We start from the raw sequence: 25,673 nt of genomic DNA, 5'->3' as shown, positions 1-25,673 counted from the left end.
TCATGGACAACTCCGACTACGCACTTTCCATCGACGCGCCGATCTGCCGGTACGTCGACCTGGACAGCTTCCCTGCCCTCCCTCCGGCGCAGATCCTGTCGGAGGAAGAGTGCGCGCGCGCCGCGGGCTTGCGGTTTCCCATCGACCGCCAGCGTTTCGTGGCCGCGCACGTCGCCCTGCGGCAGGCGCTCTGCGAGTACACCGGCCTGCACCACGCGGCGCTGCACCTGTCCACCGGCTCGTTCGGCAAGCCCTCGCTGTCGGGCCATACGCGCACCCAGTTCTCGCTGAGCCACAGCCAGGGGCTGGCGCTGGTGGCCATCGGCGGGCGCGGCCCGCTGGGCGCCGACGTCGAACTGCTGCGCGCGGTGCCCGACGCTGCGGTGCTTGCGGCGGAATATTTCACGCAGCGCGAACAGGAAGCGCTGGCCGCCCTGCCCGGGCACGAGCGCGACAAGGCCTTCCTGACCTGCTGGACCCGCAAGGAAGCCTGCCTGAAGGCCATCGGCGTCGGCCTGCTGGTGTCGTCGCAGAGCTTCGAGGTGGGCATCGAGCCGGACTGCCGCAGCGTCGAGCTGCTGGTGGCCGGCCGCATCCTGTGGCTGGTGCTGGGGCCTGCGCCTGCGCGGCTCGACTGCGTGGGCTCGCTCGCCGAATGGCGCCAGACCGAAGCCCGCGCCAGCCGTTCGGGGCGGTTGCTGGAGGCGCATGCATGACTCGTTTCTCGCCACTCATGTTCGGGCCTGCCTCGCGCCAGATCTTCGGCGTGTTCCATCCGGCCGAGGAAGACCGGGCCGACAACACCGCCGTGCTCCTGTGCCCGCCCTTCGGACAGGAGGGCCTGCGCACCCATCGCTTCTTCAAGGTGCTGGCCGAGCGCCTCTCGCGGGCCGGCATCGCCACGCTGCGCTTCGACTTCTACGGCTCGGGCGATTCGCCGGGCGACGAGAACGAGGGCGAATTCGACGGCTGGCGCCGCGACCTGTGCTCGGCGCACGAAGAGCTGCGGCGGCGTGCGCCGGGCGCCGCCATCGTGTGGGTCGGCGCGCGGCTCGGCGCCACCCTGGCCGTGCTGGCCGCGCGCGGCGGACGCTGCGACCCGGTGCGGCTGGTGCTGTGGGAGCCGGTGATCGACGGGCGCCGCTATGCGCGGCTGCTGCGCGAACAGCACGTGGCCGCCATCGACACCACCTTCTGCATTCCCGACAGGGCCTGGCACCGCAGCCTGGCGCAGGAGCCCGATGCAGTGCCCGAGGAAGCCCTCGGCACGGTGCTCTCGCCCGCGCTGCGCGCGCAGCTGGCGGCGCTGGTTCCCGAATCGCTGCCGCTCACGGCGCTGCACGACACGCTGGTGCTGGCCGAGCCGGACGACGAACGCACTGCGCAATGGGCCGCCGACCAGCAGTCGCGCCACATGCCGGTTCGCCTTGCGTACTTCCGGCACCAGCTCGACTGGACGGCCGACCCCTACCCCAACAGCGCAATGGTTCCGGCCGATGCGCTCAACCGTCTCCAGGGGGCTCTCCATGAATGACGCGACACAGACACCGGTCTGCTTCGGCCCCGGCGACGCGCTCGTGGGCATGCTCACCGCTCCCGCGCAGCAGGCGCCGGGCGACGTCGTCTGCCTCATGTTCAACATGGGCGCCAACCACCGCGTCGGGCCGCGCCGCATCAACGTGAAGCTGGCGCACGTGCTGGCAGCGCGCGGCGTGGGCAGCCTGCGCTTCGACCTGGGCGGCGTCGGCGACAGCGATGCGCTCGACACCTCGCCCGACCTGCAGGCCCGTGCCGTGCACAGCCTGCGGGCCGCCATGGACGCCAGCGAACGCATGCTGGGCGCGCGGCAGTTCGTGATCGTCGGCATGTGCTCGGGCGTCGAGCATGCGATGTTGGCAGCCGCGGCCGACCCGCGCGTGGTGGCGCTTTCGCTGTTCGACGGCTTCGCCTTCCCGGAGCGGCGTGCCCGCTGGGAGCGCAACGTGCGCCGCGCGCTGGCCGCGCCCGCGCATCCGTCCTTCCCCGGCAAGGCCAAACGCTGGTTCCAGCGCCACTTCATGCCCAGCCATTCGACGACGCCGCTGCCGGGCTTCTTCGCGGAGAAACGCGCGCCCGACGTCAACGCGGCCTGGTTCGGTGCCACGCTGCGGCGCCTGGTCGAACGCAAGGTGGCGGTGCAGCTGCTGTATTCGGGGTCGCTGCACGTCTGCGACCGCGGCCGCGACCAGCTCGGCGCCTTCGCCCGCCAGCCCTTCACGCAGGCGCTGCAGTACGAGTTCATCGCCGAGGTCGACCACACCGTCTGCACGGAGCAGGGACAGCGGCTGTTCCTCCAGTCCGTCGGCGACTGGGTCGCCGACCGCTGCTTCGGCGCAAGCACCGAGCGCCGCAGCCAGAGCCGCCCGGCTGCTGCTGGCGCCGATCGGGCCATGCCCGCCACCTGGGCCGCGCCCTGACGCGCGGCCCAGCACCTTTCACCCAGTCGTTCCCCATCCATCCACCGTCAACCGGCCGTCAAGGAGATCACCATGCAACGCCCCGATCCATCGACGCAGACATGCGGCAAACGCGCCCTTTCAGCCAGAGCCCAGGCCCTGGCACCGGCACAGGTCGATGGACGGCTGCGATGGCTGGGCCTGTGCCTGCTGCTGTCGCTGGGGCTGGTCCTGCTCTCCGGCTGCGCGCCGGGCTTCGGCGGCGTGGGGCCGCTCGGCTTCACCAGCACCACGGGCGACAGCACCGCCTCGGCCGACAGCGGCAAGGTCATTCCGATCACGCCCGACCTGATCCGCTCGCAGATGGCGCAAAGGCCCAAGGTCGCGCCCGACGGCATGAAGCGCCTGCTGGCCGCGCCGCCGGTCTACACCATCGGGCCCGGAGACGTGGTCGGCATCATCGTCTACAACCACCCGGAACTGCTTCCTAACGCCGGCGCTGTGATCGCGCAGCAGTCCGACCCGACCGGTGTCACCGTCGCGCCCGGCTTCATCGTCGGTGCCAACGGCGAGATCAGCTTTCCGTTCATCGGGCGCGTCAAGCTGCAGGGCCTGACCGAAAGCGGCGCGTCCGAGCTGGTCGCGCGGCGCATCGGCGCCTTCATCAAGGAGCCGCAGGTTTCGGTGCGCATCCAGTCGTTCCGCAGCCAGCGCGCCTACGTGCAGGGCGAGGTGCGCACGCCGGGCCTGCAGATCTTCACCGACGTGCCGATGACGCTGTCCGAAGCCATCGGCCGCGCCGGCAGCTTCACGCAGAGCGGCGACCGCTCGCGGGTCACGCTGACGCGCGGCGGCGTCTCGACGGTGGTCGACCTGCCGATGCTCCAGTCCATGGGCCTGGATGGCAACAGCATTGCGCTGCGCAACGGTGACGTGGTGAATGTCGGCTCCCGCGACGACAGCCGGGTCTTCGTGATAGGCGAGGTGCGCGGCCCCGGTTCGCTGCTGATGCGCAACAACGGCCGCCTGAGCCTCAACGAGGCGCTGGGCGATGCCGGCGGCCCCGACCTGCTGTCGGCCAGCACGGGGCAGATCTACGTGGTGCGCAACGCGCCCGACAACCTCGACACGCAGCAGATCTTCAACCTCAACGCGAGGAACCCGGCAGCGCTGGCGCTGGCCGACCGCTTCGAGCTGCTGCCGCGCGACGTGGTGTACGTCGATCACGTGCCGCTGGTCACCTGGAACCGGGTCATCAGCCTGATCCTGCCGTCCGCCCAGGTCGTCAACCTCGGCCGCGACACCGCGCGCCGGTAAGCGCCCGCCCCCGCAACCACGAAAAGGTGAACCCCATGAACGCGCGTTGGCAACCTTCGCTTCCCGCACCTGCGGCCGCCCCCATGACGGTGCTCGAGACCACTGCCTGGCCCCGGGAGTCCCGGTTCCACGAGTACCTCGACATCCTGATCGACAGCCGCTGGCTGATTGCCTCCATCGCGGCGCTGACGCTGTTGGTGGGCGTGGGCTACGCGCTGTTCGGCCCGCGCATGTACGAGGCCAACATCCTGATCCAGGTGGAAGACCCCGACCGCTCCGGCGGCAACTTTCCCGGTGACGCCAACGGCGGCGGAGGCATCAGCGTGAAGACGCCGACTGCCGGCGAGACCGAGATCCTGAGGTCGCGCATGGTGCTGGGCCAGGCAATGGAGAACACGCGGCTGTTCATCAGCGCGAAGCCGCACTACATACCGGTGGTGGGCGAGTTCATGGCGCGGCATTCGAGCCAGCTCTCCACTCCCGGCGTGTTCGGGCATGGCAATTTCGTCTCGGGCACCGAGCGGATCGCCGTCGCGCAGATGGACGTGCCGAGCGCGTTCGAGGGCAAGAAGTTCACGCTGATCGCGGGCAGCGACGGCAACTACACGCTGACCAACCCGGACCTGGAAACTCCGTTGCAAGGCACGGCCGGCGTGCCGCTGGAGGCCGCCGTGCCCGGCGGCACCCTGCACCTGCTGGTGGGCTCCTTCGAGGCGCAGCCAGGCGGCGCTTTCGAGCTGGTGCGCTACTCGAAGCAGCTCACCCTGCTCGGCCTGCAGAAAGACCTGCGCGTGGTCGAGAAAGGCAAGCAGTCCGGCGTGATGGACGTCAGCCTGCAGGCCGCGAACCGAGGCCAGCTGGCCGACGTGCTCAACGAGATCTCGCGCCTCTACGTGCGCCAGAACATCGACCAGAAGACGGTGCAGGCCGAGCGCGCGCTGGCCTTCCTGGGCACCGAGCTGCCCAAGTTCAAGCAGCAGCTGGAGCAGTCCGAAGACGCCTACAACCAGTACCGCAACCAGAACGGCACCATCAGCCTGGACGACGAGGCTCGCAATGCCCTGTCGCAGAACGTGGACCTGCAGGCCAAGCTGCTCGATGCGAAGCAGAAGCGGCTGGACCTGGCGAGCCGCTTCACCGCCGCCCACCCCGACCTGAAGACGCTGGACGCGCAGATCGCCTCGCTCAAGAAGGAGCTCGGCTCGGTCGACGGCCGCATCCGCCGCATGCCCATGCTGCAGCAGAACTCGCTGCGCATGCAGCGCGACATCAAGGTCAACACCGACCTCTACGCCACGCTGCTGAACAGCTCGCTGCAGATGCGGCTGGCCAAGGAAGGCAAGGTGGCCAACGTGCGCGTGCTCGACCTGGCGCTGCAGGCCGAGAAGCCGGTGCGGCCGAAGCCGCTGATCGTCGTCGCGCTGGCGCTGGCGGGCGGCCTGTTCCTCGGAGGCGCCGCGGCGCTGGCGCGCAAGAACCTGAGGCGCTCCATCGGCAACCCCGACGACATCGAGGCCGTCACCGGCCTGCAGGTGTACACCTCGATCCCGATGAGCCCCCAGCAGCGCGTGCTCGACCGCGCCGTTCGCAAGGGCAAGCCCGGCATCAAGGTGCTGGCGGCGCTGCACGTGGAAGACCCCGCGCTCGAGGGCCTGCGCCGGCTGCGCACCGCGCTGAAGTTCGTGATGATGGGCGCGCCCAACAACCGGGTGCTGATCTCGAGCGCCACGGCCGGTGCGGGCAAGACCTTCGTGTCGTCGAACTTCGCCACGCTGCTGGCCGCATCGGGCCAGCGCGTGCTGCTGATCGACGCCGACCTGCGCCGCGGCAAACTGAGCCAGGAGTTCGGCCTGCAGAGCAAGGAGGGTTTGGCCGACATCCTTGCCGGTGGCGTGCCGCTCGATGACGCCATTCACCACCACGTGCTGCCGCACCTGGACGTGATGGCCGCGGGCACCCTGCATCCAGACCCCGCCGGCATGATGACCAGCGACGCCTTCGCGCACACGCTGTCGACGCTGTCCGCGCGCTACGACGTCGTGGTCGTCGATGGTCCTCCCGCCCTGCTCGCGTCCGAGACCGCCGCGATGGCGCCGAGCATGGGCACGGTGCTGCTCGTGGCCCGCGCCGGCAACAGCGAGCTCGGCGAGCTGGTGGAAAGCGCCAAGCGGCTGGCCCACGTGGGCGCGGCCTTCCACGGCGCGGTGTTCAACGCGGTCGACACCTCGCAGCGCCACTACCGCAGCTACAGCTACGGCTACTACGCCTATGCCCCCACCCGCCGCGAACCCACCTACGCGCTGGACACGGCCGACACCGTCATGCCCAAGCGCATCCAGCCGGAGCACGCAGAATCATGAACACGCTGCGATCGACATCCACCACCGGGCGAGGCGCCGGTGGCACGGCGGCCAACACGGCCGCGTACGGGCCGCTGGGCGGCACGCCCTTGCTGCGCCGCGCCAAGCGCGCGGCCGACATCCTGATGGCGGGCTCGTTCTTCCTGTTCTTCGGCTGGGCCTACGCGCTCATCTGGCTGGGCGTGCTCTACACCTCGGGCGGCCCGGCCATCTACATGCAGCCGCGCTACGGCAAGGATGGCCGCGTCTTCAAGTTCTACAAGTTCCGCTCGATGGTGGCCAACGCCGACGCGGTGCTGGCGCGCCACCTGCGCGACAACGAAGCCGCGCAGCGCGAATGGGCCGTGTACCAGAAGCTGCAGAACGACCCGCGCATCACCCGCTTCGGCGCCTTCCTCCGCAAGTACAGCATCGACGAGTTTCCGCAGTTCTGGAACGTGCTCAAGGGCGACATGAGCATGGTGGGCCCACGCCCGTGCATGTTCGCGCAGAAGGACCTGTACGGCGAGTACTGGGAGCACTACCGCGCCGTGCGTCCCGGCATCACGGGCCTGTGGCAGATCAGCGGGCGCAACGAGATCAGCTACCGCCGGCGTGCGGCGATGGACGCGGAGTACGTCGCCCACCTGTCGCTGTGGCGCGACTTCGTGATCCTGCTGAAGACCTTCGGCGTGGTCACCGGCGCGCGCGGGTCCCGGTAGCCGGCTCGCATCTTCGATTTCGTCTGCCCTCGAAGTTCATCAACCCCTTCACGAAAGCTCATATGCGAATCTTTGTTGCAGGTCATCGCGGCATGGTGGGTCAGGCGACGGCAAGGCGGCTGCGCGAACTGGGCCACGACGTGGTGACGCGAACCCACAGCGAACTCGACCTCCTCGACCAGGCGGCCGTGGCCCGTTTCTTCGCGACGGAGCAGATCGACCAGGTCTACCTGGCGGCGGCCAAGGTCGGGGGCATCCACGCCAACATGACCTACCCCGCGCAGTTCATCTACGAGAACCTGGCAATCGCCACCAACGTCACGCACCAGGCCTTCGTGTCGGGCGTGAAGCGCCTGCTGTTCCTCGGCTCCAGCTGCATCTACCCGCGCATGGCCGAGCAGCCGATCCGCGAGGAGTACCTGCTCAACGGCAAGCTCGAACCCACCAACGAGCCCTATGCGATCGCCAAGATCGCTGGCCTCAAGCTGTGCGAGAGCTACAACCGCCAGTACGGGGCCAGCCACGGCGTCGACTACCGCAGCGTGATGCCGACCAACCTGTACGGCCCCGGCGACAACTACCACCTGGAGAACAGCCATGTGGTGCCGGCGCTGATCCAGCGCTTCCACCTGGCCAAGATCAGCAATGCGCCCAGCGTGCTGATCTGGGGCAGCGGGCGCGCGCGGCGCGAGTTCCTGTACGTCGACGACATGGTCGAAGGCTGCCTCGAGGTGATGAACCTGTCGCGCGCCGACTACGACCGGCAGACCGACGCGATGCGCGGGCACATCAACCTCGGCACCGGCGAAGACGTGTCGATCGCCGAACTCACCGGGCTGATCAGCGAAGTCGTGGGCTACACCGGCAGCATCCGCTACGACCTCGCGCAGCCCGACGGCGCGCCGAGAAAGCTGCTGGACGTGTCGCGCGCCGCCAGCCTCGGCTGGCACGCGACCGTGCCGTTGGCAGAGGGGCTTCGCCGCACCTACGCCGACTACCAGAAGGCGACCCGGCCGCTCGAGGAAAGCGACCCGGTCCACGCGCAAGTGCACGCCTGAACCGTCCCAACCCATCCATCCACCCACGGCAGGCCCGCCATGCGAACCCTCTCCTTCTGGTCCGGCATCGTCTGCGCCATGCTGTGCGGCCTGGTCGATCCGGTGTGGGGCTATGCGGCGGTGTTCGCGCTGTCGCTGATCCAGCTCTCGATGCTGGGTTCCTCCGGCGGCAGCGTGTTCCTGCTGATCCACTACGCGACGATCCTCACCTACTTCTCGATCGCGCCGGCGGTGCAGATCTCGCACGACGTCGATTTCTGGGAAGCCGGCGTCATGCGCACGGACGCGTACACCCAGGCGCTGATGCTCCTGTTGCTGTACATGGCCGGCGTGGAGGCCGCGCGGCTGGGCGTGCCCGACGCGCCCGAGCACCTGCCGGGGCGCCACGACCGGCGGCTGGTCGGCGTGGCCCACCCTCTTCTCCTGCTGCTGAGCTGCTCGCTGGCCGCCTTCGCATCGCTGTTCATCAAGCCCGAGCTCAACTTCGTGGCGCGCGGCATCGTGGGTGGCGCCGGCGGCGAAGACAACGTGCCGATCGACTTCATCTTCTATTCCACGCTGCCCAAGCTGGTGGTTCTGCTGTGCTTCGTGGCGCTGGCCATTCACGCGGTACGCCGCCGCACGCTGTGGTCCTGGTGCGCGGCGGCCCTGGCGTTCGGCCTGGCGCTGGCCGCGGCCAACCCGGTGAACACGGCGCGCCAGGTCCTGCTGATCGGGCTGCTGCCGCTGCTCATCCATGGGCTGGGGCGCGGCCGGCGCTGGCTGCTCGCAGGGGTGATCTTCGGTTCCATCGCCGGCCTGGGCCCGGTGCTGAACCTGATCTCGCGCGGCAGCATGTGGGGCGAGGAGCTCACGACCTTCCCGTTCAGCCAGGACTTCGACGCCATGTTCGTCGTCGCGGGCATCCTGGAGCGCGCGCCCATTCCGGACCTCGGCTGGGGCCGCTACCTGCTCTCGGCGTTCTCCTTCTTCCTGCCGCGCGACCTGAAGATGTTTCCCGACTTCGACCCGCTCGGCTGGTCGGCCATCCTCGGCAACTTCTCGCAGAGCAACCTGTCGCTGCCGCCCTTCACCACGGCGTATTTCGACTTCGGCCTGGCGGGGCCGGCGCTGTTCGGCTTCGCGATCTCGGCGGGCTTTCGCATGGTCGACCGCGCCATCGATCCGAACCGGCCCCTGTCGGGCGCCTACCTGTCAGCGCTGGTGCTGCTGGCGGCCTACGTGCCGTTCATGCGCGGCCCGATCCTGGGCTGGGGTCCGTTCGCGGCTTCGGGCCTGATTGCCGCCCTCGTTGCCGGCGCCCTGAGTTCGCGTGCCCGCCGCCCGCTCCCGCGCACCGTGCGGCACGGCCTTCCGAGCGCATGAGAGGGGCATCGCCGTGGCCACTTACCTCTACTACGACACCGTGCGCCTCAACAAGGGGGCCGGCGGCGTGCTCAACGTATCAGAGGTACTGCTGCGCCACATGCGGCTGTCGCATGACGACCGGGTCGAGCCGGTCAGCGAGCGGCATCCGCGCCTGTTCGCCCTGGCACAGCGCCTGAAGATCAACCGCTTCATCGTCGACACGCTGCTCTACAACTTCCACTGCCTGCGCACGCTGTTGACGGGCGAGCGGCTGTACTCGTTCTTTCCCAACTACTTCCTGCCGCTCACGCTCTTCGGGCGGCACCGCGATTCGATCGTCATCGTGCACGACCTGCAGTACAAGGCCTACCCGCAGTACTTCAAGCGCAGCAAGCGCCTCTTCCTGGACTGGAGCCTGTGGCGCGCGGCACGCAGCGCGGCGGACGTGGTCTTCATCAGCCGCAGCAGCCAGCGCGACTTCGAGCGCCACTTCGGCCGCTGCGAGCATTCGGCGGTCATCTTCAACCCGGTGGACGCGCCCCGTGTCGCGGCGGCGCCTGCCGCGCTGCCGAACGAGCGCTACCTCATCGCGGCCTACCACTACTACCCGCACAAGAACTTCGGCGGCATCCTCGCGCTGTTCGAGCGCATGAGGCGCGCCGGCCTCGTCGACTACCTCGACATCACCGGCAACGGCGCGGCCGAGGTCGAGCGCATGGTGGCCGCGCTGGCGCCCGAGGTGCGCGGCTTCGTGCGGCACCGGGGGCTGGTGTCGCGCGAGGAACTGCTGCGGCTCTACCAAGGCGCCACCGCCTTCATCTCGCTGTCCACCTTCGAGGGCTTCAACCTCTCGGCAGCCGAGGCGGCGACGCTGGGCGTGCCGCTGCTGCTGTCGGACATTCCGGTGCACCGCGAGCTGTTCGAGGACTACGGCTTCTTCGTAGGCAGCGCTTCCAGCGACACTTGCCAGCTCGCCAGACACCTCGCGCGCAACGAACGCGCGCATCCGGTGTGGGCGCATGCCGCCGCCTGCGCACCCGCCACCATCGCGGGGCGCTACCTGATGCTCAAGCGCGGCACGCTGTCGCTCGCCAGGGCCATGCCATGACGAAGCGGCCGCTCTCCGCCATGCGATTTTTCGCAGCGCTGCTGCTGTTCCAGCTCGCGGCGCTGCCGCTGGCCGGCCATGCACAGCCTGCAGGCGGCCCGGTGCCGGGCTTCGGCGTGATGGTGCATTACCTGCCCGACAAGCAGTCGATCGGCGAGATCGGTCGCTTCGACGTCGAGGCCTTCGCGTCGGCACTGGCGGACATGCGCGCCTCGCACCTGATCCTGACGCTCGGGCAGAACAATGGCCAGTACATCGCGCCCAACGCCGCGCTCGAAGTGCTCTGCCCGCCCAGCGCCGGCAACCGTTCTCCGCGCGACCTGCCGCTGGAGATCGGCCAGGCACTTCGCAGCCGCGGCATTGCGCTGATCCTCTACCTGCCGTTCCGCGCGCCGCAGGGCGACCGCGCGCTGATGGAATGCCTGGGCGACGTGTCCGAGCAGGAGCCGCCGCCCGCGCGCTTCATCGCCGCCTGGTCGAGCGTGATCCGCGACTGGTCGGAACGCTACGGGTCGCTCGTGAGCGGCTGGTGGTTCGACGGCACCTACAACACGAAGGGCATCACGCCGGCGGGCTGGGAGCTGCTGTGCGGCGCAGCCCGCGCGGGCGGGGGCAACCGCTGGCTGGCCTTCAACGCGGGCGAAGGCGCGGAGCGCTTCAGCGCGAAATCGGCGCCCTGCCAGAACCTGATGGCCGGCGAGTACATGCAGCCGCCCGCGCATCTCTCGGCCCCGCCGTCGGAGCTGGCGCTCCACGTGCTCACGCCGCTGAGCGCCTCGTGGGGCCGCGAGGCGCCGGCGCGCTTTTCGGCCATGCAGCTGCGCAACTGGATCTCGGAAGCGGCCGCCGCGCGCGGCCTCTTCACGCTGGACATGCCCATCGACGCCACCGGCCGTTTTCTTCCCGCGCACGTCGCGCTGATGAAGAGCGTCACGGCGCGCAGGCCCTGAATTCAACGATTGCTGTCACATCTCTTCAACCCTCAACCAAGAACCATGAACCCATCCTTGCCCTTCATCGTCGTGGAAGACCGCCAGAACAAGACCCTTGCGCTGTGCCGCGAATCGGCCGCGCTGGCCGGCGAGCCGCTTTTCGTGCTCTCGGGCACCGACGCCGGCCCGGCCTACGAACGCTTCTGCCGGTCGTACGTGCATCTGTCGAGCAACTCGCCCGAGTTCGAGAAGATCTGCTTTCGGCGCTACTTTCTTCTAGCGCAGTTTCTGGAATCCAACCCGGACGTGCGCGAGTTCACGCTGATCGACAGCGACGTGCTGCTCTTCCAGGGGGCCGGTCCGCACGTCGCCCGGCTCGTGGGCAAGGCCGATTTCTCGGGTTCGTGCATGCAGACCTCGGACGGCTGGAACCACTGCCAGATCTCGCCGCACGTGAGCTACTGGACCGCGAACGGCCTGCGCCGCTTCGTGGCCTACGTGCTCGACTGCTACGCCGCCCCATCGGGGCGCAGGAAGCTGCGCGAGATCGCCGCGCGCTTTGCCGCGCGGGGCGTGCGCGGCGGCGTGTCGGACATGACCCTGCTCTACCTCTGGGCCCACGCCACGGGCAACGACGCGCCCATCAACCGCGTGCTCGACGGCACCGTCATCGACCACAACATCAACGGCATGCACAACCAGCTGCAGCGGGAGTTCAAGGTCCTGGGCGGCGCCAAGCGCATCGCGTACCGCGAGGGCAAGGCCTGGCTGACGAGCACCGCCGGCGACATGACGCGCGTGGTGGCGCTGCACTTCCAGGGCAGCGCCAAGATGGCCATGCCCTTCGCACTGCGCGGCCACACGTACACCGTGGCGGGCGTAACCTTCGCGCTGCAGATGGCACGCCGCGCCAGGAACAACGCATTCCGCGCCGCGGCGTTCGCGCGCCGGCTGTTCGACACGCGCCGCGCGCCCCGCGCCTCGGCCAGCAAGCAACCGTGAACCGGCCTGCGCCATGAAGCACTTCAGCCCGCAACTCGCACTGCCCGGCGCCCGCATGGCCTGGCTTTCGGGCGTGGGCGCGCTGGCTTCGCGGCTGTATGTGTATCTGTCGGGATTCCTGGCCATCTTCCTGATGGCGGCGAGCATTTCCCCGGCGCGCTTCGGCGAGTATTCCATCTACCAGTCGGTCATGGAAGTGGCGCTGGTGGTGGGCACGCTGGGCAGCTCGCTGCTGTTCTCGCGCAATGCGGCCGCCGTGCCGCCGGGCGTCACGCGCGGCGACGTGGTGCGCACGCTGGCCATCGGGCTGCCGCTGGCCGCGGTGCTGGCGACCGTGATCCTCACGGTGCAGCACATGCCCGTGGGCGACGCGCCCTTCCTGCTCGTGATGGCCACGCTGGCTGTCTTCGCGTTCAACAGCCTGCGCCTCTCGTTCAGCCGCGGCCTCGGCCATGCGGGGCTGCTCAACCTGGAGACCGGCATCCGCTCGACCATCCTGGTCGCGGGCGTGAGCCTCTGCGTGGCGGTGCGCTTCGAGCTGGGCGTGGCGCACCTGCTGCTCATCAACCTGTTCGCCGTGGTGGTGGTGTGCGTGGCCATCGGCCTGCCGGGCAACGGCGCGGCGCCGCCGGCAGGGCGGGCTGTGCTCGGGCTGGCGTCGCAGGCCGGCGCAACGGTGTACTCGCTGCTGATGTTCCTGCTGCGCAAGTCGGACTTGCTCATCGTGGCGTACTTCATGCCGCTCGGCTACGTGGGGGCCTTCAAGATCGCCTTCCTGCTGGCTGAGGCACCGTCGCAGTTCGTGCAGGCTTTTCTCGTCACGAAGACACCCGCGATGCTGGAGACGGATGCGCACAACTTCTCCGCGGAAAAGCTGCGCCTCGCCAAGTATTCCTTCCTGCTGGGCTGCGGGCTCTTCGTCGGGCTGGCCGCCCTCATCTCGGTGGCCGCGCCGCTGCTGAAGCTGGGCTACGAGGCGCGCTCCATCTTCCTGTGCATTGCGCCGTACTTCCTGCTGCGCACCTACACGATCCATCATGAAATGGTGCTCTCGCTGAAGACCTCGATGGGGTCGCTCGGCCGGTGGGCGCTGCTGGAGGTTGCGCTGCGGCTGGCGTCCTACGTCGCCGTGGCGGCGATGTTTCCGGGCAAGCCGCACTACGTGTTCTTCATTGCCTGTGCGACCGACCTCGTGCTGTACGAAACGCGCATGCGCCTGCATTTCGGCTTCTTCCCCCTGCTGCGCCTGCTGGCGCGGAGGCAGGCATCGTGAAGATCCTCCTCTACTCGATGAATTTCGCGCCCGAGCTGGCCGGCATCGGCAAGTACTCGGGCGAGATGGCCGAGTGGCTGCACGCCCGCGGACACGAGGTGCGGGTGATCGCGTCGCCGCCCTTCTTTCCGCAGTGGTCGGTGTTCGAGGGCTACTCGGCGTGGACCTGGCGCAAGACCGGCTGGAACGGCGTCACGGTCTGGCGCGCGCCCACCTGGGTGCCGTCGAAGCCCCGTGCACTGGGGCGCATCGGCCACCTGCTGTCCTTCACGCTGTCGAGCATTCCGTCGCTGCTGGCGCAGCTGCGCTGGAAGCCCGACGTGGTGTTCGTCGTGGAGCCGCCCATTTCCTGCACGCCGGCCGCCCTGTGCTTTGCAAAGCTGCTCGGCATCCGGTCGTGGCTGCACATCCAGGACTACGAGGTGGACGCAGCATTCGGCCTCGGCTGGTTGCGCGGCGAACGGGTGCGGCGCTTTGCGCTGGCGGCCGAGCGCTGGCTCATGCAGCGGTTCGACCGGGTGTCGAGCATCTCTTCCACGATGTGCGCCAAGGCCCTGGAAAAAGGCGTGGACGAGGCCCGGCTGGTGCTGTTTCCGAACTGGGTCGACGTGGAGGCCATCCAGCCCGTCGCACGGCCGGCGGTGGCCGAAGGCGCGCCGCCGCAGGGCTATCGGGCCGAGCTGAACATTCCGGCAAACGCGGTGGTGGTGCTCTATGCGGGCAGCCTCGGCAGCAAGCAGGGCATCGAGCTGCTGGCCGAGGCGGCGCACCTGCTGGTCTGCTCGCACGGCATCCACTTCGTGTTCTGCGGCAACGGACCGAGCCGCGCTTCGCTGATGGACGCCTGCGTCCGGCTGACCAACACGCATTTTCTCGACCTGCAGCCGGCCGAGCGATTCAACGAACTGCTGGGCATGGCCGACATCCACGTGCTGCCCCAGCGCGCCGATGCCGCGGACCTCGTCATGCCGTCGAAGCTGGGCGGCATGTTCGCGAGCGGCCGCGCCGTGATCGTCACCGCGCATGCCGGCACTGCGCTCAGCGAGGCCGTGTGGGGCCGCGGCGTGGTGGTCGAGCCGGGCGACGCGGCCGCGCTGGCCGATGCCATCGAACAGCTCTCCATGTCGCCCGCGACGCGCGACCTGCTGGGCTCCGCCGGCCGCCGCTTCGCGGAGGAAGAGCTGGACCGCAACACCATCCTGCAGCGCCTCGAAGAGGAACTGCAGCGCTGCATCGCGCACTGACAACGCGCCGCACACCAGGACCACGACCATGCGCGCACCCCGAATTCTCGTGACCGGCGGCGCTGGATTCATCGGCAGCCACACCTGCGTGGCGCTGATCGCGGCGGGCTACCTGCCGGTGGTGCTCGACACGCTCGTCAACAGCGACGCGCGTTCGCTGCAGCGGGTGGCGTGCATCACGGGCGTGGAGCCGGTCCTCGTGTGCGGCGACGTGCGCGACGCGGTGGCGCTCGACCGGGTGTTCGCGGCGTACAACGTCGCGGCGGTCGTGCATCTGGCTGGCCTGAAGGCGGTCGGCGAATCGGTGGCCGACCCGGTGAGCTACTACGACGTCAACCTCGCCGGCACGCTGGCGCTGGTGCAGGCCATGGACCGGGCCGGCGTGCGCAGGCTGGTGTTTTCCTCGTCGGCCACGGTGTACGGCGATTCGCAGCCCTCGCCGATCGCGGAGAGCGCGCCGTACGCTGCGGTGAACCCCTACGGCCGCACCAAGGCGATGGTGGAAAGCGTGCTGGCCGATCTCGCACGGGCCGATGCGCGCTGGGGCATCGCCTGCCTGCGCTACTTCAACCCCATCGGCGCGCACGAAAGCGGCCTGCTCGGCGAGCGGCCGCACGGGCCACCCAACAACCTGATGCCCTACATCGCGCAGGTCGCGGCCGGCCAGCGCGAATGCCTCGTGGTGCATGGCGCCGACTACGACACCGTCGACGGCACCGGCGTGCGCGACTACGTGCACGTGATGGACGTGGCCGAGGGCCACGTGTCGGCGCTGCGCCATGCGGCCCGCCGGCCCGGCATTCTCATGGCCAACCTCGGCACCGGCCGCGGCGCATCGGTGCTGGAAGTGGTGTCGGCCTTCGAGCGCGCGAGCGGCCGCCGCATCGCGCTGCGCATCGGGCCGCGCCGGCCGGGGGACGCACCCGCCTACTGGGCCGATGCGCGCGGCGCCTGGCAGGCCTTCGGCTGGCGGGCGCGCCGCGACCTCGACCAGATGTGCGCGGACAGCTGGCGCTGGCAGGCCGCGAATCCGCACGGTTTCGACGACCCGGCACCGGCCCATGCCTCGGGCCTGCCGCGCTTCCAGGACAACACCAGCACGAGCATCAACTCCAAACCGGGACACAGCCATGCCTGAAAACGCATCATCCTCTCCTGGCGAGCAGGCCGCCGGCCACTCGGGGTATCCACCGGGCATCTGCGCGCCCGCCGCGCCGCTGTGGCCGGGCTTCCTGCGGGGGCAGGAAAACGCGCCGGTGCGCGTGCTGCTCGTCGACGACGACGAGTTCATGCGCCGCGTGATCGCGCAGGAACTGCTGTCGGACCTGCGCATCCAGCTCGAAGGCCAGGCCGGCAGCCTGCGCGACGGCCGCCGGCTGCTGGTCACGCACGAGTTCGACGTGCTGATGGTCGACCTGCGGCTGGGCGACGGCAGCGGCTTCGAACTGATCCAGGAGGCCCGCGAGCTCCACCGCGCGGGAGAGATCATCGTGATCTCCGCGCTGGAGGACGAGGCGCACGTGCTGCATGCCTTCGAACTGGGCGCCACCGGCTACCTGCTGAAGGACGCGTGGCTGCAGAGCTTTTCCCAGGCCGTGCTGCAGGTGGTCAACGGTGGCGCGGCCATCACGCCGCGGCTGGCGCGGCGGCTGCTCTCGCGGCTGACCCACCGGCCCGGCAACATGCCGCCGTCGGTGGAGCCGCCCGCGCGCGAGGCGACGCTGACGGCCCGCGAGTGCGAGATCCTGCGCTGCGTGGCGCGCGGCCACGTCACCGACGAGATCGGCACCAAGCTCGGCATCTCGGGCCAGACCGTCAACGCGCACATCAAGAACATCTACAAGAAACTGCACGTGCATTCGCGCGCGCAGGCCGTGAGCTACGCGGCGTATTCCGGGCTGATCTGAAGCCCGCCCTTCCCATTCCCTCAAAAAAGAAACGCAGGCAGGCCATCATGAAAACCCCTCCCATCCATCCCGTGGTCCTGTGCGGCGGCAGCGGCACGCGGCTCTGGCCGCTGTCGCGCAAGGCGCTGCCCAAGCAGTTCGCGCCGCTGGTCGGCGGCAAGAGCCTGCTGCACCTCACGCTCGAACGGCTGTCGGTGCTGAACGGCGACATCACCTGCATCACGTCGGAAGACCATCGCTTCCTGGTAAAGGAAACGCTGGAGAACGCCAATGCCACGGGCCGTCAGATCCTGGAGCCGGTGGCGCGCAACACCGCCGCGGCCATGGCCTCGGCCGCGCTGCTGGCCGACCCCGGCGACCTGCTGCTGTTCGCGCCGGCCGACCACCACATTCCCGACACCGCCCTGTTCGCCCGCACCGTGCGCACCGGCGTCGAAGCCGCGCTGGCCGGCAAGATCGTCACCTTTGGCGTGGTGCCGAGTTTTCCGAGCACCGCCTACGGCTACATCGAGGCCGGCGAGCCCTCGGCCGACGGGCGCAGCCAGGCCGTGGCGCGCTTTGTGGAAAAGCCGACGGCGGCTGTGGCAGAAACACTGATCCTGCACGGCGGCTACAGCTGGAACGCGGGCATCTTCCTCGTGCAGGCGCGCACGCTGATCGCGGCGCTGCGCGAGCACGCACCCGACATCCTGCTGGCCTGCGAGCACGCCACCGCCGCAGTGGCCGCCGACGGCAGCTTCCTCCGGCTGGAGCCCACCGCCTTCGAGGGCTGCCGCGCCGACAGCATCGACTACGCCGTGCTCGAAAAGCACAAGGACATCGCGGTCGTGAAGTTCGAAGGCGCCTGGAGCGACGTCGGCAGCTGGAATGCGGTCGCCAGCCTGCATCCGGCGGATGATGCGGGCAACCGCCTGAGCGGCAAGGCCAGCGCGCTGAATTCGCGCAACACCTTCATTCACGCGCCGCACCGGCCGGTGGTGGCGCTGGGCACTGAAGACCTGATCATCGTGGACACGCCCGACGCCGTACTGGTGGCCGGCGCGGGCTGCGCCGAGCAGGTGGCGGACGTGGTGCGCAAGCTCGCGCGGGAAGGCTGCGCCGAGGCCACCCAGCACCGCCGCGTGGTACGGCCCTGGGGCGCATACGACAGCATCGACCTGGGCGAGCGCTTCCAGGTCAAGCGCCTGACCGTCAAGCCCGGCGGCAAGCTGTCGCTGCAGATGCACCACCACCGCGCCGAGCACTGGGTCGTCGTGCAGGGCACGGCGCGGGCCACCTGCAATGGCGAAGTCACGCTGGTGCGCGAGAACGAATCGATCTACCTGCCCTCGGGCGCGATCCACCGGCTGGAGAACCCGGGCAAGACGGTGCTCGAGGTGATCGAGGTGCAGACCGGAAGCTACCTGGGCGAAGACGACATCGTGCGCTTCGACGACACCTACGGCCGCTGCGGGCCGGCCAGGACACTGGCCGACGCGTCGGCCGGATCGGGCGCGACCGCGGTGCTGCAGGCGCCCGTGGGCCACTGAGTTCCGCGTTCAGCCGAACCCGGGTGTCACTGCGGCAGGTACGGCGTGATGTTCTTCAGCGCATTGGCAACGTAGGCTTCCTTCTCGCCCACGGGTGCGACGTAGTGAAGCGCGGCGGCGGCAGCCTCGAGCCCTTCGGTGCGGGCGATGATCCAGCCGGCCAGGTAGGGAGAAGCAAAGCAACCGCCCGCGGTGGCGACGTTGCCGCGCGCATGGAAAGGCTGGTTCAGTACTTCCACGCCCGCCTCCTGCACCCAGGGCTTGGTGGTCAGGTCGGTGCAGGCCGGCACTCCGCCCACGAGGCCGAGCTTCGCCAGAATCAACGTACCCGAGCACTGGGCCGCGATCAGCTGGCGAGCCGGATCGAGCGCGAGGCGCCCCATCAACTCGGGACTGGCGACGACCTCCCGTGTCCGGATGCCGCTGCCGACGACGACGGCATCCGCACGGCGCGCGTCTTCGAGCAGCGATTGCGCGCGAACAGTCACGCCGTTCATCGAGGTGACTTCCGCCGTCGGGCAGCACAGGCTCACGCGCCAGTCCGGCTTCTTGATCCGGTTGAGGACGCCCAGCGCGATGAGCGAATCGAGTTCATTGAAGCCGTCGAAGGTGAGGATCGCGATGTGCATGGTGTTCGTGGAGTTCGTGCGTTTTGGGAAGGTGCACGCCCATCGTAGGAGAGGCAATCAATACAATCAAAGAATTGTCATGGATACATCCCGCGATGGCCGAAGCCCGCTACAAGCAACTGGTCGATGAACTCGCCGCCGAGATCCGCGCGGGGCGCCTGCAGCCCGGCACCCGCCTGCCCACGCACCGGCGGCTGGCCGAACGCCACGGGCTGGCGCTGGTCACGGCATCGCGCGTCTATGCGGAGCTCGAGGCCATGGGGCTGGTCAGCGGCGAGGTCGGCCGCGGCACCTTCGTGCGCGAGACCGTGCGGCCTCGCGGACTGGGCATCGACCAGCAGGCCGTGGCCGCGGGCCTGGTGGACCTGAACTTCAACTACCCCTCGCTGCCCGGACAGGCCGAACTGCTGCGCGGCGCATTGCGCCAGCTTGCCGCCGGCGGCGAACTGGAAGCGATGCTGCGCTATGCGCCCCACGGCGGCCGGATGCACGAACGCGCCTGCGTTGCGCGGCACCTCGCGTCGCGCGGGCTGGCGGCCGAACCGTCGAGAGTGCTGATCGTCGACGGCGCGCAGCACGGACTGGCGGTAACGGTAATGGCGCTGCTGCAGCCGGGCGACGTGGTCGCGGTCGATGCCCTCACCTACCCGGGCTTCAAGGTGCTCGCCGAGGCGCAGCGGCTGGAGCTGGCGCCCATTCCGGCATCAGGCCAGGGTCCCGACCTCGACGCGCTGGAGCGCTTGTGCACGCAGCGCCGCGTGCGCGCCGTCTACACCATGCCGACCTTGCACAACCCGCTCGGCTGGGTGATGAGCGCGAGCCGGCGCCGCCGCCTGGCCGCCATCGCGCGGCGGCACGGCCTGATCGTCATCGAAGACGCGGCCTACGCCTTTCTGGCCGACAACCCGCCTCCCCCGCTGGCAACTCTGGCACCGGAGACGACCGTGTACGTCTCGGGCTTGTCCAAGAGCGTGGCGACCGGACTGCGCGTGGGCTTCGTCGTGGTCCCCGAGGCCTGGGTGCCGAAGATCGAACGGGCGATCCGGGCCACCACCTGGTGCACGCCCGGCGTGACCACGGCAATCGCCTGCGCATGGCTGGAGGACGGCACCGTCGGCCGGCTCGAATCCGAGAAACGGCACGACGCCGCGACGCGGCAGGCCATTGCCGGCGACGCGCTCGCCGGGCTGCGCTGCGTGCGCCACCCGGCGTCGTACTTCGTCTGGCTGCCCTTGCCGGAAGAAACGCGCGCCGACCGCGTCGCGGCGGCGCTGATGCGCGATGGCGTGTCGGTGTCGACGGCCGAGCCCTTTGCCGCCTCGCAGCACGTGCCGCATGCGCTGCGGCTGGCGCTCGGCTCCGTCGGGCTGGACAGCCTGCGCAGTGCCTTGCAGACGGTGCGCCGGGTGGTTGCGGAACAGTCCTTCTGAGAGTGCCTGCAGAGGCGACACAGCCGTTTCATCGGAGGGTGTCCATGCCGGCGAGTGGTGGCGAGGAGCCATCGCAAGCTATATTGCCTGCTCCCCAACCTGAGAGAAATCACCATGGCAAAAGCCTACTGGGTCAGTGCATACCGTGCCGTCAAGGACGCCGACAAACTTGCGGCCTACGCAAAGCTGGCCGGCCCGGCAATCACCGCCGGCGGCGGACGCTTTCTGGCGCGAGGGATGCCGGCCGAGGTCTACGAGTTCGGACTGGCCCAGCGCACTGTGTTGATCGAATTCGACAGCATCGACCAGGCAAGATCCGTTCATGACAGCCCCGACTACCAAGCCGCGCTGGCGGCACTGGGCGACGGTGCCGAACGGGATCTGCGGATCGTCGAAGGGGTGTGAGCAATCCCGGGTGAGGCGGGCGCGGAATGCGCGCACGATCATTGACCACGCGCAACTTTTCTTCTTCTGGAGGACCGATGAACTACCAAGGCAGCTGTCACTGTGGTCGGATCGCTTTCGAAGTCGAGGGCGACATCCTAGGGGCAATGGCATGCAATTGCTCGATGTGCCAACGCAAAGGATCGTTGTTGTGGTTCGTGCCGCACGAGCGGCTCAGGCTGAAGACGCCAGCCGAGGACATGAGCAACTACATGTTCAACAAGCACGTGATCTCGCATCGCTTCTGCCCGGTCTGCGGCATTCACCCCTTCGGCGAAGGCACCGATCCCAAGGGCAACAAGATAGCGGCCATCAACGTCCGCTGCCTCGAGGGCATTGACCTTGAGGCGGTGCCGGTACAGCATTTCGACGGACGTTCGAAGTAGGCCCGGCGCATTGCGGCCCGCCGCGCGGTGACACAGGTCGGTGTATCCACTCGGCCCATTGCTCCAACTCCGCCAAAGCCATTCACACACAACAGGAACGAGGGATGGAAAACGGTGCAATCTCAGTGAGCAGAGCGGAACTGGGCGACGTTGCCGATCTCATCGCCATCCTCAACGGCGCTACCCAATACAAAGTCGAGCGCGGCGACATGGCTGAGAGCCAGATGTACATCGTCCGGCAGGACGGTAGGTTGGTCGGTACGACTTGCCTTCAATGGGACGATGAGTACTACTGGGGCAAGCAGCAGCCGATCGCGGCTACATCCACGGCCTCGCCGTCGAAAGCAGCATTCACGGAAAAGGCATAGGTGCGATGGTTATCAAATGGGCGCTGCACCAAGCCTTCCTGCGAGAGCGGCAGTTCCTTCGGCTGGACTGCGGCGCCAAGAACGCCGGTCTCTGCAGTTACTACGAGAGACAATGGTTCATTCAAGTCGGCCAAACTCACCGCTGACCTCCAGTTATCGGCTTTAAGCGGAAGCGTCGGATGCCGGCGCTCGATGATGGTTGCGCGTGTCGTGCCAAGAGGCGGACCCCGTCTCCTGACGGCCGGGTAGGCACATGCGGTGAGCTCTGATTCCCGCCGGCCAATGCGCGCTCGTTGCTCGGGTACCATCCTGTCGACGCACTTCCCCCTCACAGCACAACGACTCGATGACATGCGTACCGCCATTTTCTACTCGCTGATGCTCCTGCTCGGATTTGCCTGGTACAAGTTCGGGCAAAACTTGCTTCGGAAGGGGCGTTGGGATGAGAACGGCGAACGCACCGAAGGACTTGTAGGGCCGGTGGGATTGCTCGTGACTGCTGTCGCGGTCTGCTACTTCTTGTTTGAGTTCTTGCGCGCGCTGGTTCGGGGTGAGGTGCCATGCGTCGGCAAGGCTTGCAGATTGCAGGTCTACACCCTGGCGGCAAATGTTGGCGATTACTGGGCCAACATGTTTTTCCTGGCTTGGATGGTGCTTGGCCTGAGCTATGCCGTGTATGTGACGCTCAAGATTTGGTTCCGAGCGTAGAGCTGCCGGAGGGGCGGTGAAACTGCGACGCGTGGTGGGCAGCAGTTCGTTCGCGACGATGGGGCGCTCGGCTCCAGTCGGCCACAACCGGACACCGCGCCGCTTGGGCTGGCTTCGCGACTACGTCGACGTGGTGAAACGCTTGGAAAGCACCGCGCTATCCCAGGGATTTGCCATACGCGGATGCGGTGCTTGGCCAATTCGCACCTTGGTCAAACTTCCGAACGCTCTACTACCACTTCGCTGATCTGCACCACGGGTTGAATATCCGTGTAATTGGCGATGTCGCCCCTGATCTCCTGCTGGTGCTGGCCAGAAGCTGCCCGATAAGCTTCGACAGAAGTACAGACGAATTCGCATTTGGCTACGTAAACAGGGTCAGTGCCCGGGGCGCGCCCTGAGATGCCCTTGTCCACCATGTAGTACAGACATGCAGCGCCGAGCAGCCGTTTCATCATTGGCATATGCGTCTCGCGGTAGTAAGCGTGATCGAATCGGGCGCCTCCGGCATACGGGTACATGACACTGACTTTGATCATCGAGAGTTCTCCTGTTGTTGCACGGTAGTCAATACGCCGACGCCTCGCCCAGAAGCAGCCTCAAGCCGGGAATCGTGCGCCCGCCTCTTCCAAGGGCATGCGCAGCCCGTTCGTCAGGTAGCTGACGGTGCGATAGAAGCCAGCCAGCATCAGCAATTCGATGATGGCTTCTTCGGCAAAGTACTTTCGCAACTCGTTCCACAGTCCATCGTCGATGTCGGAGTGCTCGTGCAGAGAGTCGCATAGGCGCACAAGGACTTGTTCCTCGGCTGACCAGCAGGCGTCGTTCGCCGAACCCGTGACGGTCGCCTGAACCTGCTCTGGTGTCAGGCCGCCTAGCTTTGAAAAGGCCGTGACGTGGATGCCCCATTCATATTCGGATTTGCTCAGTGCCGTTGTGCGATGAATCACGACTTCGCGCTGTCGGATGTTCAAGTTGCCTTTGTCCAGCAACCCGCCGGCAAAGAACTTTTGAAATAGACGAGGGTCGCGTGCCAACGTCGTGAACAGCCGAAGAGGGGGCTGTCCCTTCATCAGCCTGTCGAGTGGCCTGGAAATGTCTTCACCAAATGGTGGAGTTGCTGGCTCAATGCGTGCGGGCATACGGACTCCTGATTCAACGGCCGCGCTATCGTAGGCTTCCTGCTGTATAAAGTAAAGCATGACGACACCTCGCATCGGCCAATCAGTTCGCGGGTCCACCACCGGACGCCCCGTCATGGTGGCTCTGGACCTATTGGGACGGCGCACGGCGCTGCGCGTGCTCTGGGAACTTCGGGGGGACCCGCTGACCTTCAGGGCCTTGCAAGACGCTTGCGAGACGAACACCAGATTGCTCAACACGCGGCTCACTGAACTGAGGGAAGCCGACCTTGTCGAACATGCCGAGGGCGGCTATCGACTAACGGACGAAGGGCGACGGCTTACGAAGGCGCTGAAGCCGTTGTCAGCCTGGGCGGATCAGTGGGGGCACGGAAAGCGATGAGAAAACGACTCGCACCATACGCGTTGGCGTCAGGGAGTTCAGGCGCCGGGAGGCTGGGCGATCGTTCAGGAATGCGACCCGAACCATGGTCCACTCCAGCTGCGAGGCTCGCATGAACTTCGCGAGTCCGACGATGTCGCGATAGGCACTGGACATTGCAACCCTGATCAACAGTGCAGCAGCCCGGATCTTCCAATCCGAACCGTCGCCGGGATCGACGGCCGTTCCTGTCGACAAGGCAACGAGGCGCTTCACCTCTTCCTGCTTCATCGCCGAGACGACGCTCAGCGCGCGCTGTCGATGATCGAGCCACCGTCCGGCGTGAGGCTGTAGCCTGTCAGGAACTGGCCATCCTTGCTTGCGAGGAACAGGACAACGGGTGCGATGTCTTCCACTGGCGAGCCAAAGCGCGCGAGGGCGTTGGTCGGGGCGGGCACGTTGGCCTCCTTGCCCCATGTCTCTGCCAGAGGCAGGACATTGTTCACGGTGATCTTGTCGGGCCCCCACTCGCGCGCGGCGGTTCGGGTCAATGCGCGTACTGCCTCCTTCGCCATGTTGTAGGGGCCGTAGCCCATCAAGCCCATGACGCCGGCCATGGAGCCGAAATTGATCACGCGGCCTTCCCCGCTCGCCTTGAGGTACGGATGGCAGGCCTGCATCGTCCTGAGGTACGCAATCGGGCCCGTTTCAAAATTGCGCTGAAGCTGCTCCACCGAAAGATCGATGATGGTCGAGAACGGCGCTGAAGGATCGAAGGCGTTGTTCACCAGGATGTCGATGCCGCCGTAAGCCGCAACCACCTTGTCTACCGCTGCCTTGATCTGGTCGGCATTGCCGATGTCGCAAACGACGCCGAGCGCGGTGCCGCCCGCGGATCGAATGTCGGCAACAACGCTTTCGACGTTGGCTGGCGTGCGTGACACCACCGCCACCTTCGCGCCTTCCGCTGCAAACAGCTTCGCGGTGGCACGGCCAATGCCACGGCCGGAACCTGTGACAAGAGCAATTTTTCCATTGAGACGAGTCATGTTGAATCTCCGTTAGTTAGTTGAGGCTTGTGTGGTGTGTCGCCATGGGCGCGTAGGGCGATGGAAGCTCTCGCGCCCCGTTCTGCGTCATGAACGAAGCGACCAGCAGCACAAGGCCCACGGCTGCCGGCACCGCAGCGCCCGGCTTGCGGACCCCGAGGTGTGCAACGCCCGCGAGCAGCAGGTGATAGAACATTCCGGCGTAGGCGAGATCACTGAGCGCCACGCTCGGGCGCGACAACACAGCGGCTACTGCCAGCAGCTTCACCGCGGCGAGGATCGGTACGAGATAGCGCGGATAGTTCATGTCGGCCAGAGCCTGACGAACCCATTCGCTCTTGGCGATGTACATCGTGGCGGACGCCAGATAGAGCGCTGACAACAGCGCCGTGCTGATCCAATAAAGAAGGTTTCCATTCATGAGTTTTTCCTGAGCCAGCGTGATTGCATCGGCTTGCAGCAAGGATCTCGCCTAACATCAATATTCGCAAGTAGGATGAAGAAATGGCACCTAGTATGAAAAAGCAGACTAATGGCGGCAATGAGATCAACATGCACGAGGAAATGCGCCGCGCATTCGCGCTGCTCTCGGGCAAATGGAAGCTGGAAATCATGTGGCTGCTCAACCAGCGGGTCTATCGCTTTGGGGAGCTGCGCAAGGCGATTCCCGGTATCACCCAGCACATGCTGACGGCGCAACTGCGCGAGCTGGAAGCGGATGGCCTGGTGTTGCGCACCGTTTTCGCGGAGGTGCCTCCGCGAGTCGAATATGAAATTACGCCGAAGGCCCGTGGACTTGGGCCGACGATGCGAGCACTAGCGGCGTGGTGGCAGTTGCATGGAGGCAGTGTTCCAAAGCGGCCGGCGGTAGGCCGCAAGGCGAAAGTCTAGGCGCCAGGAAGTCTCGATTCGCACGACGCGCGAACAAGTGCCGCGTTTGGCA

At 67.4% G+C, this 25,673-nt stretch carries 30 protein-coding genes; 24 read left to right on the top strand and 6 right to left on the bottom strand.

All coding sequences use genetic code 11. The features are described from left to right. The first annotated feature begins 2 nt into the window (after window positions 1-2). From ASC92_RS18520 to ASC92_RS18445, 16 genes are all read left to right on the top strand, one after another. A complete protein-coding gene (locus ASC92_RS18520) occupies window positions 3-716 on the top strand; it encodes a 4'-phosphopantetheinyl transferase family protein (RefSeq protein ID WP_056518480.1) in 714 nt (237 codons plus the stop codon). Further along, a complete protein-coding gene (locus tag ASC92_RS18515; protein ID WP_056518479.1) occupies window positions 713-1,534 on the top strand; it encodes a serine aminopeptidase domain-containing protein in 822 nt (273 codons plus the stop codon). Before ASC92_RS18520 ends, ASC92_RS18515 begins: the two co-directional genes overlap by 4 nt. Further along, window positions 1,527-2,456, top strand: a complete 930-nt coding sequence (locus ASC92_RS18510) for an alpha/beta hydrolase (protein WP_200936002.1) — start codon at window positions 1,527-1,529, stop codon at window positions 2,454-2,456. The genes ASC92_RS18515 and ASC92_RS18510 overlap by 8 nt, the downstream gene beginning before the upstream one ends. A gap of 72 nt (window positions 2,457-2,528) precedes the next feature. Further along, complete coding sequence (locus ASC92_RS18505) at window positions 2,529-3,752, top strand: polysaccharide biosynthesis/export family protein (protein ID WP_082519636.1); 1,224 nt, start codon at window positions 2,529-2,531, stop codon at window positions 3,750-3,752. Between the two features lie 35 nt (window positions 3,753-3,787). Continuing rightward, window positions 3,788-6,112, top strand: a complete 2,325-nt coding sequence (locus tag ASC92_RS18500; RefSeq protein ID WP_056518478.1) for a polysaccharide biosynthesis tyrosine autokinase — start codon at window positions 3,788-3,790, stop codon at window positions 6,110-6,112. After that, window positions 6,109-6,813 (top strand): sugar transferase, encoded by a 705-nt coding sequence (locus ASC92_RS18495; RefSeq protein ID WP_056518477.1) that lies wholly within the window; start codon window positions 6,109-6,111, stop codon window positions 6,811-6,813. The genes ASC92_RS18500 and ASC92_RS18495 overlap by 4 nt, the downstream gene beginning before the upstream one ends. A 62-nt stretch (window positions 6,814-6,875) precedes the next feature. Then, window positions 6,876-7,871: a GDP-L-fucose synthase family protein gene (locus ASC92_RS18490; protein WP_056518476.1), complete on the top strand. Its 996-nt coding sequence runs from the start codon at window positions 6,876-6,878 to the stop codon at window positions 7,869-7,871. Between the two features lie 39 nt (window positions 7,872-7,910). Then, window positions 7,911-9,236, top strand: coding sequence for a hypothetical protein (locus tag ASC92_RS18485; protein WP_056518475.1), 1,326 nt, complete (start codon window positions 7,911-7,913; stop codon window positions 9,234-9,236). Window positions 9,237-9,249: 13 nt separating this feature from the next. Continuing rightward, entirely contained in the window at window positions 9,250-10,326 is a 1,077-nt protein-coding gene (locus ASC92_RS18480; protein WP_056518474.1) for a glycosyltransferase, read from the top strand. Window positions 10,327-10,346: 20 nt separating this feature from the next. Beyond that, window positions 10,347-11,276, top strand: a complete 930-nt coding sequence (locus ASC92_RS18475) for a hypothetical protein (protein ID WP_235505884.1) — start codon at window positions 10,347-10,349, stop codon at window positions 11,274-11,276. A 45-nt stretch (window positions 11,277-11,321) separates the two neighbouring features. Beyond that, window positions 11,322-12,260: a hypothetical protein gene (locus ASC92_RS18470; RefSeq protein WP_056518473.1), complete on the top strand. Its 939-nt coding sequence runs from the start codon at window positions 11,322-11,324 to the stop codon at window positions 12,258-12,260. A gap of 13 nt (window positions 12,261-12,273) precedes the next feature. Beyond that, on the top strand, window positions 12,274-13,533 hold the full coding sequence (locus tag ASC92_RS18465; protein ID WP_056518472.1) for a polysaccharide biosynthesis protein: 1,260 nt from the start codon (window positions 12,274-12,276) through the stop codon (window positions 13,531-13,533). Then, a complete protein-coding gene (locus ASC92_RS18460) occupies window positions 13,530-14,777 on the top strand; it encodes a glycosyltransferase WbuB (protein WP_056518471.1) in 1,248 nt (415 codons plus the stop codon). The genes ASC92_RS18465 and ASC92_RS18460 overlap by 4 nt, the downstream gene beginning before the upstream one ends. A gap of 28 nt (window positions 14,778-14,805) precedes the next feature. Then, window positions 14,806-15,915 carry a UDP-glucose 4-epimerase GalE gene (gene galE / locus ASC92_RS18455; RefSeq protein ID WP_056518470.1) on the top strand — a complete coding sequence of 370 codons (1,110 nt, stop codon included), beginning with the start codon at window positions 14,806-14,808 and terminating at the stop codon, window positions 15,913-15,915. Further along, on the top strand, window positions 15,908-16,684 hold the full coding sequence (locus tag ASC92_RS18450) for a LuxR C-terminal-related transcriptional regulator (RefSeq protein WP_056518469.1): 777 nt from the start codon (window positions 15,908-15,910) through the stop codon (window positions 16,682-16,684). The genes galE and ASC92_RS18450 overlap by 8 nt, the downstream gene beginning before the upstream one ends. Window positions 16,685-16,731: 47 nt before the next feature. After that, window positions 16,732-18,213, top strand: coding sequence for a mannose-1-phosphate guanylyltransferase/mannose-6-phosphate isomerase (locus tag ASC92_RS18445; protein WP_056518468.1), 1,482 nt, complete (start codon window positions 16,732-16,734; stop codon window positions 18,211-18,213). A gap of 26 nt (window positions 18,214-18,239) precedes the next feature. On the opposite strand, the gene ASC92_RS18440 is transcribed toward ASC92_RS18445, so the two are convergent. Further along, window positions 18,240-18,842: a DJ-1/PfpI family protein gene (locus ASC92_RS18440; protein WP_056518467.1), complete on the bottom strand. Its 603-nt coding sequence runs from the start codon at window positions 18,840-18,842 to the stop codon at window positions 18,240-18,242. A gap of 95 nt (window positions 18,843-18,937) precedes the next feature. Here ASC92_RS18440 and ASC92_RS18435 point away from each other — a divergent pair, with 95 nt between their 5' ends. From ASC92_RS18435 to ASC92_RS18415, 6 genes are all read left to right on the top strand, one after another. Next, window positions 18,938-20,272, top strand: coding sequence for a PLP-dependent aminotransferase family protein (locus ASC92_RS18435; RefSeq protein WP_056518466.1), 1,335 nt, complete (start codon window positions 18,938-18,940; stop codon window positions 20,270-20,272). Between the two features lie 114 nt (window positions 20,273-20,386). Beyond that, entirely contained in the window at window positions 20,387-20,677 is a 291-nt protein-coding gene (locus ASC92_RS18430) for a DUF1330 domain-containing protein (protein ID WP_056518465.1), read from the top strand. 77 nt (window positions 20,678-20,754) lie between these two features. Next, on the top strand, window positions 20,755-21,102 hold the full coding sequence (locus ASC92_RS18425) for a GFA family protein (RefSeq protein WP_056518464.1): 348 nt from the start codon (window positions 20,755-20,757) through the stop codon (window positions 21,100-21,102). A gap of 104 nt (window positions 21,103-21,206) precedes the next feature. Next, the gene (locus ASC92_RS18420; RefSeq protein WP_056518463.1) at window positions 21,207-21,470 is read left to right on the top strand and encodes a hypothetical protein; all 264 of its coding nucleotides are present in this window, start codon (window positions 21,207-21,209) and stop codon (window positions 21,468-21,470) included. Beyond that, complete coding sequence (locus ASC92_RS29655; protein WP_082519635.1) at window positions 21,395-21,616, top strand: GNAT family N-acetyltransferase; 222 nt, start codon at window positions 21,395-21,397, stop codon at window positions 21,614-21,616. The genes ASC92_RS18420 and ASC92_RS29655 overlap by 76 nt, the downstream gene beginning before the upstream one ends. A 205-nt stretch (window positions 21,617-21,821) precedes the next feature. Further along, on the top strand, window positions 21,822-22,178 hold the full coding sequence (locus ASC92_RS18415) for a hypothetical protein (RefSeq protein ID WP_056518462.1): 357 nt from the start codon (window positions 21,822-21,824) through the stop codon (window positions 22,176-22,178). Window positions 22,179-22,390: 212 nt separating this feature from the next. Here the strand turns inward: ASC92_RS18415 and ASC92_RS18410 are convergent, their stop codons facing one another. Together ASC92_RS18410 and ASC92_RS18405 are read right to left on the bottom strand one after the other, a co-directional pair. Beyond that, on the bottom strand, window positions 22,391-22,717 hold the full coding sequence (locus ASC92_RS18410; RefSeq protein ID WP_056518461.1) for an EthD family reductase: 327 nt from the start codon (window positions 22,715-22,717) through the stop codon (window positions 22,391-22,393). 60 nt (window positions 22,718-22,777) lie between these two features. Continuing rightward, complete coding sequence (locus ASC92_RS18405; RefSeq protein ID WP_056518460.1) at window positions 22,778-23,320, bottom strand: carboxymuconolactone decarboxylase family protein; 543 nt, start codon at window positions 23,318-23,320, stop codon at window positions 22,778-22,780. Window positions 23,321-23,435: 115 nt separating this feature from the next. Here ASC92_RS18405 and ASC92_RS28145 point away from each other — a divergent pair, with 115 nt between their 5' ends. Then, window positions 23,436-23,702 carry a winged helix-turn-helix transcriptional regulator gene (locus ASC92_RS28145; protein WP_235505914.1) on the top strand — a complete coding sequence of 89 codons (267 nt, stop codon included), beginning with the start codon at window positions 23,436-23,438 and terminating at the stop codon, window positions 23,700-23,702. On the opposite strand, the gene ASC92_RS18400 is transcribed toward ASC92_RS28145, so the two are convergent. The 3 genes from ASC92_RS18400 to ASC92_RS18390 are packed head-to-tail and all read right to left on the bottom strand — an operon-like array spanning window position 23,664 to window position 25,193. Continuing rightward, window positions 23,664-23,972: an NAD(P)H-binding protein gene (locus tag ASC92_RS18400; RefSeq protein ID WP_056518459.1), complete on the bottom strand. Its 309-nt coding sequence runs from the start codon at window positions 23,970-23,972 to the stop codon at window positions 23,664-23,666. The two genes, ASC92_RS28145 and ASC92_RS18400, sit on opposite strands and share 39 nt — an antisense overlap. Before the next feature lie 14 nt (window positions 23,973-23,986). Further along, the gene (locus ASC92_RS18395) at window positions 23,987-24,730 is read right to left on the bottom strand and encodes an SDR family NAD(P)-dependent oxidoreductase (RefSeq protein WP_056518458.1); all 744 of its coding nucleotides are present in this window, start codon (window positions 24,728-24,730) and stop codon (window positions 23,987-23,989) included. A 16-nt stretch (window positions 24,731-24,746) separates the two neighbouring features. Next, on the bottom strand, window positions 24,747-25,193 hold the full coding sequence (locus tag ASC92_RS18390) for a DoxX family protein (RefSeq protein WP_235505881.1): 447 nt from the start codon (window positions 25,191-25,193) through the stop codon (window positions 24,747-24,749). A gap of 53 nt (window positions 25,194-25,246) precedes the next feature. Here ASC92_RS18390 and ASC92_RS18385 point away from each other — a divergent pair, with 53 nt between their 5' ends. Next, window positions 25,247-25,621, top strand: coding sequence for a winged helix-turn-helix transcriptional regulator (locus ASC92_RS18385; protein ID WP_056518456.1), 375 nt, complete (start codon window positions 25,247-25,249; stop codon window positions 25,619-25,621). Window positions 25,622-25,673 lie beyond the last annotated feature (52 nt).

Source organism: Variovorax sp. Root411, assembly GCF_001425205.1.
GTDB lineage: Bacteria > Pseudomonadota > Gammaproteobacteria > Burkholderiales > Burkholderiaceae_C > Variovorax.
This window is presented reverse-complemented; position numbering and strand designations above follow the sequence as displayed.